Origin of the sequence: Microbispora corallina (genome assembly GCF_016863035.1) — a bacterium.
Taxonomy (GTDB): domain Bacteria; phylum Actinomycetota; class Actinomycetes; order Streptosporangiales; family Streptosporangiaceae; genus Microbispora; species Microbispora corallina.
On sequence record NZ_BOOC01000033.1, the window covers coordinates 38,071 to 53,859 of the forward strand.

General features: G+C 73.4%; 18 protein-coding genes and 1 pseudogene. 4 read left to right on the forward strand and 15 right to left on the reverse strand.

Going from position 1 to position 15,789, the window contains the following annotated elements; all coding sequences use genetic code 11:
* Positions 1-28: 28 nt before the first annotated feature.
* The 3 genes from Mco01_RS28820 to rpmG form a co-directional block, all read right to left on the reverse strand.
* Positions 29-847, reverse strand: a complete 819-nt coding sequence (locus Mco01_RS28820; RefSeq protein ID WP_204060008.1) for a PIG-L family deacetylase — start codon at positions 845-847, stop codon at positions 29-31.
* 80 nt (positions 848-927) lie between these two features.
* Entirely contained in the window at positions 928-1,173 is a 246-nt protein-coding gene (locus Mco01_RS28825) for a type B 50S ribosomal protein L31 (protein WP_204060097.1), read from the reverse strand.
* Between the two features lie 2 nt (positions 1,174-1,175).
* On the reverse strand, positions 1,176-1,340 hold the full coding sequence (rpmG, locus tag Mco01_RS28830) for a 50S ribosomal protein L33 (RefSeq protein WP_204060009.1): 165 nt from the start codon (positions 1,338-1,340) through the stop codon (positions 1,176-1,178).
* A 123-nt stretch (positions 1,341-1,463) separates the two neighbouring features.
* Here rpmG and Mco01_RS28835 point away from each other — a divergent pair, with 123 nt between their 5' ends.
* The 3 genes from Mco01_RS28835 (at position 1,464) to Mco01_RS28845 (ending at position 3,586) form a co-directional block, all read left to right on the forward strand.
* The gene (locus tag Mco01_RS28835; protein WP_204060010.1) at positions 1,464-2,120 is read left to right on the forward strand and encodes an Ohr family peroxiredoxin; all 657 of its coding nucleotides are present in this window, start codon (positions 1,464-1,466) and stop codon (positions 2,118-2,120) included.
* Positions 2,121-2,178: 58 nt separating this feature from the next.
* Positions 2,179-2,526, forward strand: a complete 348-nt coding sequence (locus Mco01_RS28840; RefSeq protein WP_204060011.1) for a hypothetical protein — start codon at positions 2,179-2,181, stop codon at positions 2,524-2,526.
* An 82-nt stretch (positions 2,527-2,608) separates the two neighbouring features.
* The gene (locus tag Mco01_RS28845; protein WP_204060012.1) at positions 2,609-3,586 is read left to right on the forward strand and encodes a helix-turn-helix transcriptional regulator; all 978 of its coding nucleotides are present in this window, start codon (positions 2,609-2,611) and stop codon (positions 3,584-3,586) included.
* Here Mco01_RS28845 and Mco01_RS28850 read toward each other — a convergent pair.
* From Mco01_RS28850 to Mco01_RS28865, 5 genes and pseudogenes are all read right to left on the reverse strand, one after another.
* The gene (locus Mco01_RS28850; protein ID WP_204060013.1) at positions 3,577-4,491 is read right to left on the reverse strand and encodes an SDR family oxidoreductase; all 915 of its coding nucleotides are present in this window, start codon (positions 4,489-4,491) and stop codon (positions 3,577-3,579) included. The two genes, Mco01_RS28845 and Mco01_RS28850, sit on opposite strands and share 10 nt — an antisense overlap.
* A 160-nt stretch (positions 4,492-4,651) precedes the next feature.
* A complete protein-coding gene (locus Mco01_RS28855; protein ID WP_204060014.1) occupies positions 4,652-5,503 on the reverse strand; it encodes a neutral zinc metallopeptidase in 852 nt (283 codons plus the stop codon).
* A gap of 63 nt (positions 5,504-5,566) precedes the next feature.
* Positions 5,567-6,379: a neutral zinc metallopeptidase gene (locus Mco01_RS28860; RefSeq protein WP_204060015.1), complete on the reverse strand. Its 813-nt coding sequence runs from the start codon at positions 6,377-6,379 to the stop codon at positions 5,567-5,569.
* A 90-nt stretch (positions 6,380-6,469) separates the two neighbouring features.
* Positions 6,470-6,739: a carbohydrate-binding protein gene (locus Mco01_RS40525; protein WP_504739637.1), complete on the reverse strand. Its 270-nt coding sequence runs from the start codon at positions 6,737-6,739 to the stop codon at positions 6,470-6,472.
* A pseudogene (locus tag Mco01_RS28865) lies at positions 6,734-7,240 on the reverse strand (lytic polysaccharide monooxygenase auxiliary activity family 9 protein); the annotation flags it as partial. The gene Mco01_RS40525 and the pseudogene Mco01_RS28865, both read right to left, overlap by 6 nt.
* 183 nt (positions 7,241-7,423) lie before the next feature.
* Between Mco01_RS28865 and Mco01_RS28870 the strand changes: the two are divergent.
* Positions 7,424-7,897, forward strand: coding sequence for a hypothetical protein (locus tag Mco01_RS28870; protein WP_204060017.1), 474 nt, complete (start codon positions 7,424-7,426; stop codon positions 7,895-7,897).
* Positions 7,898-7,900: 3 nt separating this feature from the next.
* Here Mco01_RS28870 and Mco01_RS28875 read toward each other — a convergent pair whose 3' ends face one another.
* From Mco01_RS28875 to Mco01_RS28905, 7 genes are all read right to left on the reverse strand, one after another.
* Positions 7,901-9,031, reverse strand: a complete 1,131-nt coding sequence (locus Mco01_RS28875) for a small ribosomal subunit Rsm22 family protein (protein ID WP_204060018.1) — start codon at positions 9,029-9,031, stop codon at positions 7,901-7,903.
* Complete coding sequence (locus Mco01_RS28880) at positions 9,028-10,269, reverse strand: MFS transporter (protein ID WP_204060019.1); 1,242 nt, start codon at positions 10,267-10,269, stop codon at positions 9,028-9,030. The genes Mco01_RS28875 and Mco01_RS28880 overlap by 4 nt, the downstream gene beginning before the upstream one ends.
* Positions 10,270-10,882: 613 nt before the next feature.
* The gene (locus tag Mco01_RS28885) at positions 10,883-12,022 is read right to left on the reverse strand and encodes a CU044_5270 family protein (RefSeq protein ID WP_204060020.1); all 1,140 of its coding nucleotides are present in this window, start codon (positions 12,020-12,022) and stop codon (positions 10,883-10,885) included.
* Positions 12,019-12,546 carry an RNA polymerase sigma factor gene (locus tag Mco01_RS28890; RefSeq protein WP_239103982.1) on the reverse strand — a complete coding sequence of 176 codons (528 nt, stop codon included), beginning with the start codon at positions 12,544-12,546 and terminating at the stop codon, positions 12,019-12,021. The genes Mco01_RS28885 and Mco01_RS28890 overlap by 4 nt, the downstream gene beginning before the upstream one ends.
* Before the next feature lie 111 nt (positions 12,547-12,657).
* A complete protein-coding gene (locus tag Mco01_RS28895; RefSeq protein ID WP_204060021.1) occupies positions 12,658-13,494 on the reverse strand; it encodes an NAD(P)H-binding protein in 837 nt (278 codons plus the stop codon).
* A gap of 107 nt (positions 13,495-13,601) precedes the next feature.
* A complete protein-coding gene (locus tag Mco01_RS28900) occupies positions 13,602-14,918 on the reverse strand; it encodes a ZIP family metal transporter (protein WP_204060022.1) in 1,317 nt (438 codons plus the stop codon).
* A gap of 97 nt (positions 14,919-15,015) precedes the next feature.
* The gene (locus tag Mco01_RS28905; protein WP_204060023.1) at positions 15,016-15,711 is read right to left on the reverse strand and encodes a DivIVA domain-containing protein; all 696 of its coding nucleotides are present in this window, start codon (positions 15,709-15,711) and stop codon (positions 15,016-15,018) included.
* Positions 15,712-15,789 lie beyond the last annotated feature (78 nt).

Sequence of the window (15,789 nt, forward strand, 5' to 3'; positions counted from 1 at the left end):
CGGCCGTAGCCCCCCGCCTGCTGAGAGGTCAGGCGCGCAGGCCTGCGAAGAGGTCGTCCTCGCGGTCGGGGGCGGCGACGCGGGACATCCGGCGGACGAACGCCTCCTCGGCGAACACCTGCCGCTGGGCCTCCTCGGGCAGCCGCAGCAGGAAGATGGTGTCGCCCTGGCTCGCGTGGGCCCGCAGGGCCTTCATCTTGTCGTCGGCGTACGCGGCCACGTCGACGACCGTGGTGATCAGCTCGTCGGGGGTGCCGAAGTCGTCGGGCAGGTCGAACTCCTCGTTCGCCACGCCGCCGGCCCGCATCAGCTCGGCCAGCCGCCGGATCCTCTCGCGCGACACTGCCGAGTAGTAGAGCTTGTCCGGGATGCCGGTTCCCTCGACCGCCGCGACCGCGATCCGGTGGGCCTGGATGTGGTCGGGATGGCCGTAGCCGCCGTTCTCGTCGTACGTGACGACGACCTGCGGGCGGTAGCGCTCCATGAGCTCGCCCAGCCGGGCGGCGGCCGTCTCGACCGGGACGTTGGCGAAGGCCTGGGCGTGCTCGTTGCCCTGCCAGCCCACCATGCCGGAGTCGCGGTAGCCCAGCGTCTCCAGGTGCGCGATCCGGAGGTGGGCGGCGGACTCGCGCAGCTCCGCGAGCCGCCGCTCGGCGACCGCCGCCTCGTCGTGGCCGGGCTCCCCCGGCTTCACGCCGCCGGGCCCGTCGCCCTGCTCGCCGTTGGTGCACGTCACCAGGACGGTACGGACGCCCTCGTCGGCGTACCGGGCGAGGATCCCACCGGTCGCGATGACCTCGTCGTCCGGGTGGGCGTGCACGGCCATGACGGTGAGCTCTCGGTCCATTCGGTCTCCCCGGGCGTCCGGTTCTTGATCACTGACGGTTACCCGATCGAGCCTATGTCCCCGTTCGAGGCGGCGCGGCGTCAGCGCCTGCCGTACCGCTGGTTGAACCGCTCGACGCGCCCGGCGGTGTCGAGCACCCGGCCGCGGCCGGTGTAGAAGGGGTGGCTCGCGGAGGAGACGTCCACGTCGACGACGGGGTAGACGTTGCCGTCCTCCCACTCGATCGTCTTCTGGCTGGAGACGGTGGAACGGGTCAGGAACGCCACACCCGCACCGGGGTCGCGGAAGACGACGGCACGGTAGTCGGGGTGGATGGTCTTCTTCAAGGTCATCGCTCCTCTCGGAACGTCACGTAACGGCGGACGACGGGATCGTACTTGCGCAGCGTGAGCCTGTCGGGGTCGTTGCGCCGGTTCTTGCTGGTCACATAGGTGAAGCCGGTGCCCGCGGTGGACTTCAGCCTGACCACCGGGCGGAGCTCGTTTCTCGCCACTGGGGCTCCTTCCGAAGAATGCGACGGTGATAACCGTTTTCGTCCGGTGGATGTTCCCGGGTCCGTGTCCCCGTGCTCTGGCGGGGTACGGCCGCCTCGGGGACACCGATTCGGGGGGCGACGATGGACGGTGACACGGGCGGGCGCGGGTCCTACACAGCGAACTGGCGGTTGAGGGCGCCCGGGCCGGACTACTCGGGGCCGGGCGTGGACGCCGAGATGCGCGGCGAGCTGGGGGAGGCCCCGGCGGAACGCGAGGAGGCCTTCGGCGGCCGGGCCGCCCCGGCCCAGGAGCCGGTGGCGCGGGAGCGGTCGCGTCCGCCGGCGCAGCGACCGGCGGCGGACCGCGGACCCGCGGGCCGGCTGGGCGTGTACGACGATCTCTACACGGGCCGGGCCGTGTCGACGAAGGCGGGCGTCGTGTCGGACGACGGCCTGCTCGACGTGCGGCTGCGGGACCCCGAGGAGCTCGGCGGCCCCGGCGGCGCGCCGAACCCCGAGCAGCTGCTCGCCGCGGCGTACGCGGCCTGCTTCCGCAGCTCGCTGGCCCTGGTGGCGGGGCGGCAGGGGGCCGACACCTCGGAGGCGACCGTCGAGGCCTCGGTGACCCTGCGCAAGCGGGGGGTGGCCGACGACTACGCGATCACCGCGGACGTCGTCGTCCGGCTGCCGAACGTCAAGCCCGAGGTGGCCCAGCGGCTGGTGCGCCAGGCCCATCGGGAGTGCCCGTACTCGCGGGCCTTCGAGGAGGGCGCCGACGTGGCCGTGCGCGTCGGATGACGCGCCGGCTCTGGTCATCGCCGGCGATCCGGCCCATCCTTGGGATGGGGGTGGCGGCATGCTGTACCGGATCCTGGCCGACACGATCACGGGCTGGGTGGACGCGGACGCGCCGCGCGAGGACGCCGCCCGGCCTTCTGGCACGGGGCTCCGCGGCGCGTGGGCGTCGGGCGGCCCGTGCGCCACGCTCGACGGGCTGCCTCTTCCGCCACTGACGAACCGCCGCGTCCGGTTCTGGTACACCGAGGAGGGGTGGCGGGCGTACGGCCTGGCCCACTGCGGTGAGCTGCGCGCGGCCGGTCACACGGTGCGGGTGATCCGCGCCAAGAACCCGTCCGGCTCCCGGGTCGCCTACCGGGACAGGTACCAGGTCGCCCTGCTTCCCCCGTCGTCCCGCAAGGGGTGAGGGCCGCCTCCCGGAGCCGTCCGGTGGAACGATCCCGGACCCGGGTGCGCGGGCGGCGACCCCCGGGACCAGGATCGAAGGGATGCGCGCCTCTCGACTGATCTCCTTGGTTCTGCTGCTCCAGTCGCGCGGGACGATGACCGCGGCGGAGCTCGCCCGCGAGCTGGAGGTGTCGGACCGGACCGTCTACCGCGACGTCCTCGCCCTGTCGGCCGCGGGGATACCGGTGTACGCCGACCGAGGCAGGCGGGGCGGCTACCGCCTCATGGACGGGTACCGGACCCGGCTCACCGGCCTGAGCCGGGCCGAGGCCGAGGCGCTGTTCCTGGCCGGGCTGGACGGGCCGGCCGGGCAGCTCGGCCTCGCCGACGTCGCCGCCTCGGCCCGGCTGAAGGTGATCGCCGCCCTGCCGCCCGGCCTGCGCGACGCCGCCGCGAGGACCGGGCGCCGGTTCCACCTCGACGTGCCCGGCTGGTTCGCCGACGCCGAGCCGCCGCCCCTGCTCGCGGCCCTGGCCGGGGCCGCGTGGGAGGACCGGACGGTACGGCTGCGCTACCGGCGCCGCGAGGAGGTCGTCCGCACGGTCGAGCCGTACGGACTGGTCCTGAAGGCGGGGGTCTGGTACCTCGTCGGCCGTGTCGAGGGCGGCTACCGCACCTACCGGGTGGACCGGGTGGTCGCCGCCGACCCGGACGGGGGGACGTTCGCCCGCGACGACGCCTTCGACCTGCCCGCGTTCTGGGCCGAGAAGGCGGCCGAGTTCGTGGAGTCGCTGCTGGCCGAGTCCATCACGGTGCGGCTGAGCCCCACCGGCCTGCGGGCCCTGCGGTTCGTCGCCGAGCCGCCGGCCGTACGGCGGGCCCGGGAGGCGGCCGGGGAGCCGGACGGCGACGGCTGGGTCGTGACCCGCCTGCCGGTCGAGTCGCTGGAGGTCGCCTTCGGCCAGGTGCTGCGGCTCGGACCCGAGGTGGAGGTGCTCGACCCCCCGTCGCTGCGCGCCCGGATGGCCGAGGCCGCCTGCCGCCTGTCCGGGATGTACGGCCTGGAGGGTCAGCGGTAGCCGGTGACGTCGGCGGGCCTGCCGGCGTCCTGCACCTCGACGAGGTAGCGCCAGGCGTCGGGCCGGCTGCCGTCCACGTCGGTGAACCCGTACACCTGGGCGAGCTGCCCACTTGACAGCGACCGCCCGTTCCAGCGGCTTACCTCGGGGTCCGCGGCCAGCGCCGCGACGGCCCGGCCCGCGAAGGCCGGGGTCTCGGAGATCGCGAAGTGCGGCTGGACGGCCAGCGCGTCCCGCCAGTTCGCCTCCGTCACGCCGAAGTGCTCCAGCATGATCTCCGAGCGGAGCCAGCCGGGCGTGAGCGACACAGCCGTCGCCCCGTACGGCGCGAGCTCCCTGGCCTGGCTGAACGCCATCCGGTTCACGGAGACCTTGGCCAGGTCGTAGAAGAAGGAGACGCGGTAGTTGGCCGCGTTGTACTCGGCCGTTCCGTCGGTCACCTCCACGACGAGCCCGCCGGGCCGCCGGATGAGCAGCGGCAGCGCGAAGTGGCTCGTGATGATGTGCGTGTCCACGGCGAGCCGCAGGATCCGCAGTCCGTCGTCGAGGGAGTGCTCCCAGAGGCGGTCGCTCCAGCTGAACAGCAGCTCGCCACCCCAGATGTCGTTGACCAGCACGTCGAGCCGTCCCTGTTCGGCGTCGACGCGCTCGACCAGCGCGCGGACCTGCTCGGGGTCGAGGTGATCGGCGGGTACGGCGATCCCCCGGCCGCCCGCGGCCGTGACCAGCTCGGCCGTCTCCTCGATCGTCTCGCGGCGGTCCATCTCCGACCGCCGCTCCCGGGTGCTCCGCCCGGTCACGTAGACCGTGGCCCCCGCCGCGCCCAGCTCCACCGCGATACCGCGGCCCGCGCCGCGCGTACCCCCGGCGACCAGTGCGACCTTTCCTGCCAGCGATGTCGTCATGCCGGCCATGCTGGCAGCGAAAACTGACAACCCGCGTCGGCTTTTCCCGTCGAACTCGGCGCAGCCTGGCACGGCACGGCACGGCACGACACGGTCAGGCACGGGCGCGCTGTAGCGGTCGGGGGTCGGGGTGGCGTGGCCAGGTGTGGGCGCGGCCCGGTCAGGTGACGTTGCGGGCCTTGGCCGACCAGGTGTCGCAGGCACCGGGCTTCCCCGACCGGTACCCCTTCTCCAGCCACCGCAGCTGCGTCGCCAGTCGCCCGTGGTCGTGCACCCACCGCTCGGCGAGCGTGCCCTGGTAGTTGTAACGGAAGTTGCCCCAGGCCGGGATCTCGTCCCGCATGGCGTGCAGCGCGACCCCGGCCAGGCACTCCGCCTGGAGTTCCACACGCCTGGAGACCAGGTCCTTGGCCGCCCGGCTCTTCGCCAGGGACGCGGCCGTGTCCTTGTACTCCATGATGTCCGTGACCGTCTGGACGTGGTGCGCGTACTCGTGGGCGGCGACCTCCGCGGCCCTGGCCGTGTTCCAGAGGCTGCCCTCGGTGCTCTCCGGAAGGATGTAGTAGACGCGGTCGGCGCCGCAGTAGGTGCCGGTCGCGCCCTTCATGGGCATACGCCCGCACTCGTCGTCCTTCACCCGCTTCAGGATGAAGCGCCTTTTCGGCGGGGAGTAGAGCCTGCCCATCCCGCGGAGCTCCGCGCCCCACACCCGGTCGAGACAGGTCGAGACCGCCGCCAGGTACTTCTTCGTGGACGCCCATCCCCCTGTCATGCGGGGAAGCCGGCAGTCCGCCTTCGGCCGGGGCGCGTCGTACAGCGGGTTGTGCACGGCGATGTCGCGCGCCTCGCGATGTGCGGAGCCGGTCGAGGTCGGGGTGGGGCTCGGGCGATGGTAGACGAACGGCGTGGTGGGCCACGTCGACATCGACAGGAGGATGGGAGAGGGCGGCGGGTCCACGGAGCACGAGGTCACCAGCGCGAGGACGAGCAGCGGGAGCAGGCGGCGGCGCACGGCCGGAGCCTAGGCATTTTTGATCACGAATCCGCGTATAGCTGGAACTGTCCTGACAACGAATCAGGTGACGTCCCCGGCCTTGGCCGACCAGGTGTCGCAGACACCGGGCTTCCCCGACCGGAACCCCTTCTCCAGCCATCGCAACTGCGTCGCCAGACGCCCGTGGTCAAGAATCGACTGCTTCGCAAGGGTGCCGCCGTAGTTCTCCCGGAACCTCTGCCAGGGGGGCAGGTCGTCCTTCATCGCGTTCAGCGCCACCCCCGCGAGGCACTCCGCCTGAAGCTCGAACCTCCTGCTGCTCAGGTCCGCCCCCTCGACCCCGGGTGTTCCCGCCGTCACCGGATCCGGGAAGCGGTCGATCTGGGACAGGCGCTGGATGTGGTGGCCGTACTCGTGTGCCACCACAGTGGTCATGAAGGCGATGTTCCCGGGATCGTCGGCGAGCCGGCCTACGTCGACGTAGAAGAGACCACCGTCGGTGCAGTACGTACCGGACGCGCCGTCGTGCGGCATGAGCCCGCACAACGGGTCCACCCGCGGGTCGCGGACGAACGTCCGGTTGGGTGCCCAGAAGGACATGCCGACGCGGTCGAACTCGGCCTTCCATGTGCGGTCGAGGCAGGCGGAGACGGCGTTCAGATACTTCTTGATGGAGGCCCAGGTGGAGTCCCGGGTCCGGGAGAGCGGGCACGACACGGTCACTCGGGGCGTGGCGTAGAGCGGATTGTCCTGGGGGGACGCCCACGGCCGAGGCGTGACGTAGACCGTGTCGGACCAGCTGGGGATCCCGAGTGGCAAGGCGTCGGGCGGCGGGTCCTCGGCGCAGGAGGTCAGCAGGACGCCGGCGGCGACCAGAGGGAGGAGGAGGCGCACGGTCCGGGAGCGTAGACACCGCCGATCACGAACCGTGCACGGCGGACGGACCCGCGCCGGGATGAGGCGCGGGCCCGCCCGCCGGTCATGTCACAGCTTCTTCCACAGGGCCGGGGTGTTCGGCGGCTCCCAGCCCACGAGAGCGGTGTGGGCCTGGAGGCACTGGTACTTCGCGCCGTTGTAGGTCACCTGGTCGCCCACCTTGTAGGCGGTGCCGGGCGCCCACGTGCCCGCGGGCGCCGTCACGGTCGGCGTGGGAGTGGGGGTCCGGGTGGGGGTCGGCGTCGGTGTCGGCGTCGGTGTCGGCGTCCGGGTCGGAGTCGGGGTCGGGGTGGGCGTCGGGGTGCCACCGCCGCCCACCTGGAGGTCGACGCAGGAGTAGAAGGCGTTGGCGGTGTCGGCGATGTTCCAGATCGCGAGGACCTTCTGCCGTCCGCTGTGGCCGCTCAGGTTCACCGTGTGGCTCACGGTGGCCCCGGGCTGCGCCCCGTGGTCGTCGAAGACCGCGACCCGGGTGCCGCCGATGTAGTACTCCCACGTGCTGGTGGCGTGGCGGGCGGTCAGGACCCAGGTGAAGGTGACCGTGCTGCCGACGCTCGTGGCCGGCCAGGCCTTGCTCTCGTCGTCGAGCTGGGCGAAGCGGGCGTTCCCGCCGCTGCAACTGCGCAGGCCCTTCGGGCCCTCGACGCTCTGCGGCTCGTAGACGATGTCGCCGCAGTTGGCGACGCGGCCCTGCGCGCACATGGCCTGGCGGCTCGGGGGCGAGTTGATGTACCCGTGCGCCTGAGCGGGCGAGGCGATGAACACCGCCGCGCCGATGGCGAGTACCGCTGACGCGATGAAGGTCAACGTTCTTCGCATGTGGTGCTCCTTTGCTGGGGGGTGGCCCGAATATAAAAGAAAGTTTCTTAACAGTAAAGGCCTATTTTCTGCCTTGTCAGAGCCGCGGTCACGGGAAAGGCGCTGGTAGACGGCCTGCGATGTCAGTTCGACGGCAACGGGGGACCCGCCGTTTGAGCCCGCCCGGACGGGTAGGCGCACCTTATGGGCAAGGGACGGATATTCCATGATCTGGCCGCAGGGGTGGCGGCGGGGGCGACCGGCACGACGGCCCTCAACGCGATCACCTATCTCGACATGGCCGTACGGGGACGGCCCGCGAGCGGGCTCCCCGAGAAGACGGTGGACACGCTGACCGAGCGTCTCCATGTCGGCCTGGGCCCGGAGGAGGACGCCCGCAACCGCGAGCAGGGCCTCGGACCCATGCTCGGCATCCTGACCGGGGTCGGCGTCGGTCTCGCGTACGGCCTGTTCCGCCACTCCGTACGACGGGTCAACGGGCCCGCCGCGGCCGCCGGAGTGGGGCTGGCGGCGGCCGTGGCGAGCAACCTCCCGATGACCTCGCTCGGGCTCACCGACCCCCGGAAATGGGGGATCGGCGGCTGGGTCTCCGACCTGATCCCCCACCTCGGGTACGGCGCGGCCACGGTGGCGGCCTTCGAGCTCATGCGCGGCTGACGGTCAGGGCCAGGGATCGCCCCAGGCGGCGTCGCGGGCGGCCCGGTAAGCGTTCCGGTCGCGCCGGGACACGATCTCGTCGCGCAGGTCCCCGTCGCCAACGCACAGGCGCAGGCGGACCATGCCGTCGCGCTTGGCCGGATGCCGCACGATCCGGTCGCCCACCGGAATCCGCCGCTCCCGTGAGGCGACGACGTACGAGAACTTCTCGTCCTCGAACCCGAGTGACGCCCTCTTGATCCGCCGGTGCAGCGGGGTCCGCGGAAGCCGTACGGAGAAGTGGCACCAGTCCCGGCCCGGGACGATCGGGCAGGCGGCGTCGTGCGGGCACGGCGCGAGCGTCGTCATGCCGAGGGCGAGCAGCGTGTCCCGGGCGGCCGTGATCCGGGCGTGCCCGGCGGGCGTCCCGGGCTCGACGACGACCACCGTCCCCGCGCCGGCGGCGAACCGCCGGATGGCCCGATCACGCGCGTCAGGGGGAAGCTCCCCCAGCACGTACGCCATCGTGACGAGGTCCGCCGCGGGCGCCGCCGCACACGCCCCGGCGGCCGGCCGCGGCCCGGATGCGGCGACCTCCGCGCGACGTGACGCCGAGGCGATGTCCGAACGGCGTGACGCCGAGGCGATGCCGGTGTGCCGCGATGTCGAGGCGACACCGGACTGACGTGTTCCTGACGCGATCTCCGTGTGGCCCGAAGCCGAGGCGAGGTCGGCGCGGTGCCAGGACGCTCCGCGGAGGGCGGCGGAGCCGGCGCCCGCCGCGAGCCGCCTTCCGGCCGCGATCACGGCCGGGTCGCGCTCTGTGATCTCGATCGCCTCGATGCCCGGCCAGATCCCCGTCGCCGCCCAGGCCGCCGCACCCGTGCCGCCGCCGGCGTCGGCAAGGGTCCGCGGGAGGAACCCGGGCGCCGCCAGGGCCGCCTGCCGCATCGCCGCCGAGGCGGCGGCGTACGTGGCGGGCATCCGGTACGCCGCGTAGGCGGCCACGTCCACGGGTGAACGCATGACGGGGCCCGCTACGCCGCCGCGGTAGCGTCCGACGAGCCGCTCCACTGCCCGGGTCAGCTCCCGCTGGGAGAACCCGGCGAGCAGGGAGTCGAGGGCGTCGTTCAGGTCGCCGGGAAGGGGGATCATGCGCCTCCTCCCCCCGGAACCGCGGACGCCCGCCCGAGTGGGCGCCAGGCGACCACGGCGATCACGAGCGTCACGGCCGCCGCCGCCCCGAACGGCGCGACGACGGTGAGCGACCGCGCCACCGACCCGCCGACCAGGGATCCGACGGCCGCCCCGCCGACCTGCAGCAGGGAGTACACGCTGCCGACCCGTCCCCGCAGGCGGTCGGGCACGGCACGCTGGCAGGCGGTCGTCGCCACGATCCCCCAGACCATCGTGTGGACGCCGAAGACGACGAGGATGGCGGCGGCCACGAAAGGAGCCGTGGTCAGCGCGAGGATGGCGTGGGTCGCGGCCTCCAGGAGGAGCCCGGCGCGCAGCAGGGCCGCCGCGCCGAAACGCGCCTGGAGACGGGCGGCGATGCCCGTTCCGGCCAGGCCGCCCACGCCGAACGTGGTCAGCAGCAGGCCGTACCCGATGTCCGACAGCCCCAGCCGCTGACGGGCGTACAGGACGAAGACCGAGAAGGCGGCGCAGAACGCGATGTTCGCGACACCCATGCTCAGGGCCAGGGCCCGGAGCAGGCCGTCGTGCCACAGCGTCCGCAGCCCGGCGGCGATCTCGGCGGCCACGCCGTCCGCCCGCGGCTTGTCACCGGACGGATCGGGAGGCTGGGGCGGCGCGGGACGGACGGCCACGACCAGCGCGGCCGCCGCGACGAACGACAGGGCGTCGACCGCGAACGGCAACGCCGGGGCGACCACGAACAGCCACGCGCCGAGTGGCTTGGCCGCGAACTGGTTGGCCAGCGTGAACGTGGCCATCAGCCGGGCGTTGGCCGCCGCGAGGCGGTCGGGCGGCACGACGGCGGGCAGGAGCGCGCCGTACGCCGTGTCGGCGAGCGTCTCCCCCACTCCGAGCAGGAAGAAGGCGGCGTAGACGAGCCACACGCCGGCCGTGCCCGAGGCGATGGCCAGGGCCAGGACGCCGAGGGGAACCGCGCGCAGCAGGTTGACGGCGACGATCAGCCGGCGACGGTCCAGCCGGTCCACGTAAACGCCGCTGAACAGGGCGAACAGCAGCCAGGGCAGTTGCTGGGCGAAGGCGGCCCCGGCCACTTGGGCGGGGTCGCCGGTGAGCGAGGCGACGAGCAGCGGCCCGGCCGCCATCGTGACGCCGTCGCCCACATTGGAGATCGCGGACGCGATCCAGAGCTTGCTGAAGTCCGCGCCGAGACGCGCGGAGGTGCGGGCACGCACAAGAGCTCCTCAGGAAGAAGTCGGCCATGAATCGGCGACCGCTTCGAGACGAGGAGCCCGCACCCGCGCGACGTGCCGCTGCCGCGGCCCGCACGCCTTCCCCAGGACCGTCACGCCCACGCGGCGACGCGCGCATGCCCTCCGTAGGCATGCCGGGATCCCACCCGGCGTCGGCGCGGGTGACGGTTGTGACGGTGTTCGGCGACGCGCGCGTACCGCTCATGCGCGGCCCGCGATCAGGCAGGCTCGCGCGGGCACGTCGCGTGAGCGGGATCAGTGCCCGGTCAGCGCTAGGTGCGTCCTCGTACCGAAGCGGCGACCTCGACCATGCCGTGGCGCATGCCGACCTCCTCCTGACCGATGGGGCAGGTGCCCGATGGGTACGGCGGCAGCGTACCGGCGCGCCTCCTGCCGGTGCCCCCGATTTTCCCGGCACGACGCAACCGGATGCCTGATCCTGGGTCCACGTCCGCGGCGGCAGCCTGAGGGTGGAGGGCAGCCCCCGCGGTGCCCGCCTGGTCCTCCGGCTCCCGCTCGCCGCGCCCGGATGCCGCCCGTTCCGGCGCCGCCCCGCCGTACCCGGGTGTGGAGGTACGACGGGGCGGCGGGGAGGTCAGGCCTTGGGCGGGGTCTGGTCCGTCCAGGAGGCCTCGGTGACGGCCTGCCAGATGATCGGCGTGCCGGGCTCGGCCCACGCGTACTGGCCGCGCGGTTCGACCGCGACGAACTGGTCGGTCAGCAGGGTGCCGGTGTCCGGGTCGATCAGGAGCTGACGCTCGAACCGGCCGGTGGGCCAGGTCTCGGTCCGCCCGACACCGGTCGCCGTACGGCCGAGGGCGTCGGTCACCTGGCCGAGGTTGCGGACCCCGCCGATCCCGGCGAGCACCTTGTACGCGGCGGCGCGGGTGGCGGGCTTCACCGGCATGTCCGCGATCAGCCCGGCGGTGACCTGGAAGAGCCACGAGTCGGCGTCCATCGGCGTGTTCGCCTCGGTGCCATGGCCCTGGTAGCCCTTGAGCAGGTACTTCTTCAGGCCGTCGGGGGTCGTGGGCAGGGCGCGGAGCTCGGCCACCGAGATGTTGTGCCCGGCCAGGTCGAAGACGTCGCCCTTGTAGTCGATCCGGTCCCTGGACGGCTTGCCCGGGCGTGCCTCGATCGACAGGCTCAACCGCTTGCCGCCCTTGTCGCCCTGGGTCGTCCAGCTCGTGGGCGAGCCGTCCTGCCGCCAGGCGTCCTCCTGTCCCTTGGCGGGCTTCGTGCCCATGTTCTGGGAGATCCAGTAGCTCGGCCGGTCGGGGGTGCTCGCCACCCAGAACTGGGAGCGGCCCAGGCTGTTCACGACGTACTTGACCTTGGTGCCCACCTGGTAGGCGTAACCCGACGACGTCTCGGTGTGCCAGTACGCCCCGTCGGCCGCCGACGCCTTGCGGGACGACTCCGCCGCGACCAGCAGGAGCTGCCTGGCGGACAGGTGGGCCACGGGGGTGGCGGCGCTCGTCGACGGGGCCGCCGCCGAGGGGGCGCGGGGGGTCGTGCCGCCGGTTCCGGCGACCGACACCGTCACGGCCACCGCCGTCGCGGCCGCCGCCCCCGCGAGGCTCAGCCCCCACACGGGCCGGACGGACGTGCGCCGCCGCGGCGCGGTCCGGGGCTGCGCCATGGCGTGCGCCAGCTCGCCGGCCCTGGTGTGCTGGTCGACCTGGGCGTCGTAGTACGCGGGGCGGGCCGCCCGCAGCTCGTCCATGGGGTTCATGACCACTCCTCGTTGAGGTTCCGCACCCGGGGGCGGGGCCGTGCGGCCGGCGCGGCCTCCATCGCCTGGGCCAGGCGCTTGCGCGCGCGGTGCAGCCGTACGCGGAAGGCGGCCTGGGAGCAGCCGACGACGCGGGCCGCGTCGCGCGGGGCGAGCCCCTGCCACGCGACGAGGATGAGGATCTCGCGCTCCTCCTCCGACAGCGTCGCGAGCGCCCGGACCACCGCCAGGTGCTCGGCCACGCGGTCGGCGTGGTCACCCTCGGCCCAGGCTCGCAACTCCCTCGACAGGGACTCCTGCTTGATCTCCGCGCGGATGTTGTCCCGCAGCACGTTGCGGGCCACTCCGAGCAGCCACGGCAGGGCCGGCTCAGGCACGTCGTCGAACCGCCGCCAGGCGATCGCGAACGTCTCGCTCACCACTTCGTCGGCGACCTGCCGGCCCGCGCGACTGACCACGTACGCCCATACGCGCTGGCGGCATTCGTCGTACATGGTGGTGAACCGATGAGAATCGTCCGTCACCGCCCGCCCCCTTCATCCCGGGTGTTGTTGCTGACAGGAGGAAGTGGTCCGGGACGTCCAAGTGTTACCGACGAATTCAGGTCGATTCGCCGGAGAGGGCTCTACCGGGTGTCAGCGGAGATCGTCGGCGTGGTCGGCCGCCCACTGGGCGAACGTGCGCGCGGGACGGCCGAGCACCTTCTCGACCGTGTCGATCACGTACGCCTCCTGCCCGACGGACGCCCTCATCAGCGCGAACAGTGAGTCCACGACCGGGGCGGGGACGCGCGTGAGCATCTGCTCCCTGGCCAGGTCCGGCGGGAGCTCCTCCAGGCGAAGGGGCCGGCCGATGGCCTCGCCGACGATGCGCACCTGATCGCGGTGGGTCAGCGACTCGGGCCCGGTCATGGGGTACTTCGCGCCCGCGTGCCCGTCCGCCGTCAGCGCCCGGACGCCGACGGCGGCGATGTCGGCCTCGTGAATCGGTGCGGTGGCCGCGTCCGGGAACGCCAGCCGGACCACGTCTCCCGCCTTGACCTGCCCGGCCCACTGGTAGACGTTCGTCGCGAACGCCCCGGGCCGCAGGAAGGTCCACTCCAGCCCCGACGCCGCGACGGCGTCCTCGATCTCGGCGTGGAAGGCGCCGATCGGGTTCGACTGGACCTCGACGTCGTCCCGCACCGCCAGCGAGGACAGCATGACGACCCGGCGGACGCCCGCGTCCAGGGCGGCCCGGACGAACGCGGGCGCCGACCCGGGCACGGCGTACAGGAAGACGGCCTCGACGCCGGCCAGCGCCGCGGGAAGGGTCTCCGGGGCGGACAGGTCGCCGCGGACGACCTCGACGCCGGGCGGAAGCTTCGCGCGCTCGGGGTTCCGGGTCAGGGCCCGCACGTCGTGCCCGGCCTCGACGAGCTCTCCGACGACGTCGCCGCCCACGTTGCCGGTGGCTCCAGTCACCAGGATCATGGCATCCTCCCCGTACGGCTCGCGTTGCGATGATCGTTCCGTCAGCCTAATCGGCATTCCCCCGATTCCGCCGCCGCGAATCATCCCGATCGGTCATCCGCCCTCCCTCACTGGACGCCGCTCCCGAGGACGTGCAGGAGGCGCCGCCGCTCGTCACCGGTCAGCGTGCCGAGCGGCCGCTCCGCGCCGATGCCCGCCTCCGACAGGAGCGTCGCCACGCGCCCCCGCCCGTACCCGGGCAGCGCGTGGAGGGCCCGGCCGACCGGCGTCCGCCGCACGGACGCGTCGCTGCGCGCCAGGAGCTCCGCCAGGATGCTCCGTTCCGCCATGAGGGACGCGGGCCGGTCAGTGTGGGCGACCGCCCCGCCGAGGCGGGGGGAGGCGGGCGCCGCCTGCTCGTCGGCCCGGCCGATGAGCGCGCGGGCCGGGGAGCCCTCGGTCGTCTCGTCCGCGCCGGTCAGGCTCACGCCTGTCTGCTCCGGCTGGTACGGCGAGCCGAAGGCGCGGCTCTCGGCGGTCGGCGTCCCCTCGTGCCCCTGTTCGAGGCGGTGCGCGGACGCGATGAGGAGGCCGGCCCCGGCGGCGGCGGTGACGGCGAGCACGATCTGGCGGCGCGACAGCCGTCCGGACCGCTGGCCGCCCGCGGCGAGCCGGATGCCCACGATCGCCGTGCGCAGCAGCACCCCCATCACCACGCTCAGCAGGATCGGCACCACCTGGGCGGGCAGCGGCCGGAACGTGGCGGTCAGGACGCCGATCACCGGCCCGGCGCAGGAGGCCGCCAGCCACGGCGCGAGACGCTGATCGGCCAGGTCGAGCAGGGCCGCGAGCGCCAGGCCCTCGCTGGCCGAGTGCACGGCCAGCGCGAGGACGACCACGACGGACGCCGTCAGGGCCAGCGTGGCGCCCTCGACGGCCCGGTGCAGGGTCAGCGCGGCGGCCGTGCCCATGCCGCCGAACAGCGCGGCGTCGACCGCCCGTCTCAGCCTCCGGTGGCGTCCGGGCGCGTGCTGCGGCCCCCGTGGCCGTTCGTGCTCGTCGGGGCAGGCGCACCCCTTCCGGGTGAAGTAGGCGACCACGAGGAAGCCGGTGCACGCGGCGACGCCGAGCGCCCAGGTGGGCACCCCGGCCTCCGCCGCGTCGTCCAGCGCGTCGGGCAGCAGGTCGACCAGGGCAGTGACCAGCATCATCGCGGACGCGACCGCCAGCCACACGGTCACCCGCGCCGAGTAGCGGCGGGCGAGCCAGGCGCCGGCCAGCGTCGCGCAGCAGATCAGCAGCACGGCGGCCCACGCCCCCTGCCGTCCCGGCAGGCCGTCGAGCACGGGCCCGGGGAGCGGCCCGCCGGCGAGCCCGCGCAGCTCTCCGGTCCGCCCCTCGGGCACCGGCGCGAGGAGACCCGCGCACGCCGTCAGCGACACCATGTGCCCGTGCCTCCCGTCGTTCCGATCCGGTGCGTCCGGGCCGCCGCGGCGATGCCCGGGACCCGCGGGACGCCGGGGACGCCCCGATCTGGAGCCCTCATCCGTCCGCCTTCCCGTTCGGCCGGGTGCTGTCGAAGATCGCGATGCCCACGTTGCCCTCGCACGCGTCTCCGGGCGGAGGCGGCGAGGACGCGCCGTCGGGCGGGGGCGCGTCACGGGCGGCGGACGCGCGAAGCTCCTCCAGCAGAGCCTCCAGGTGGTCGGGCTCGCCGTTGAGGCTCTCGCGCAACCGGCTGCCGAAGTCGTCGATGAACTCCTGCAGGTCGTCGATGCGCCGGTCCAGGGCCTCGCGCTGGGATTGCCGGACCTCCCGCTGCAGGGCGACCGCCCGTTCCAACGACTCCCGTTCCAGTCCCTCGGCCTGCTGCCGGGCCTCGGCCAGGATCGCCTCGGCCTCCTGGCGGGCCAGCGTGACCACCCGTTCCGCGGCCTCGTGGGCGATCTCCACGACCCGGCCGGCGGTCGCGCTCTCCGTACGAGCCTGCCGGCCGGCCTGGACGGCGGCCCGGAGGCGGCCTCGCAGATCTTCGTTGTCGTGCACCAGCGTGGTCAAGGTGATCTCCACCAGCCCGAGGAACGTGTCGACCTCCGCAAGGTCGTATCCCTCGCGCAGGCGGACCACGCTGAACACCTGGTTGCGCACGGCGGCCGGGCTCAGCAGTCCCAGCCGCAGGTGGGCGGAGTCTGCCTCCTCCGGATCTCTCAGCGTGTCGGGGGAGTCCGCGTACAACACCGCGGAGCCGTGACCATGCTCATGTCCGTCATGTCCGTCGCACATGCCGTACCTCACCGTTCTCACTTCGTCGCTTCA

What these genes read in the sequence shown, in the direction of transcription:
- Mco01_RS28820 (WP_204060008.1), bottom strand. Translation starts at nt 847, where the DNA reads ATGGACCGAGAGCTCACCGTCATGGCCGTGCACGCCCACCCGGACGAC.
- Mco01_RS28835 (WP_204060010.1), top strand. Translation starts at nt 1,464, where the DNA reads ATGGACGGTGACACGGGCGGGCGCGGGTCCTACACAGCGAACTGGCGG.
- Mco01_RS28840 (WP_204060011.1), top strand. Translation starts at nt 2,179, where the DNA reads ATGCTGTACCGGATCCTGGCCGACACGATCACGGGCTGGGTGGACGCG.
- Mco01_RS28845 (WP_204060012.1), top strand. Translation starts at nt 2,609, where the DNA reads ATGCGCGCCTCTCGACTGATCTCCTTGGTTCTGCTGCTCCAGTCGCGC.
- Mco01_RS28850 (WP_204060013.1), bottom strand. Translation starts at nt 4,491, where the DNA reads ATGACGACATCGCTGGCAGGAAAGGTCGCACTGGTCGCCGGGGGTACG.
- Mco01_RS28870 (WP_204060017.1), top strand. Translation starts at nt 7,424, where the DNA reads ATGGGCAAGGGACGGATATTCCATGATCTGGCCGCAGGGGTGGCGGCG.
- Mco01_RS28875 (WP_204060018.1), bottom strand. Translation starts at nt 9,031, where the DNA reads ATGATCCCCCTTCCCGGCGACCTGAACGACGCCCTCGACTCCCTGCTC.
- Mco01_RS28885 (WP_204060020.1), bottom strand. Translation starts at nt 12,022, where the DNA reads ATGAACCCCATGGACGAGCTGCGGGCGGCCCGCCCCGCGTACTACGAC.
- Mco01_RS28895 (WP_204060021.1), bottom strand. Translation starts at nt 13,494, where the DNA reads ATGATCCTGGTGACTGGAGCCACCGGCAACGTGGGCGGCGACGTCGTC.
- Mco01_RS28900 (WP_204060022.1), bottom strand. Translation starts at nt 14,918, where the DNA reads ATGGTGTCGCTGACGGCGTGCGCGGGTCTCCTCGCGCCGGTGCCCGAG.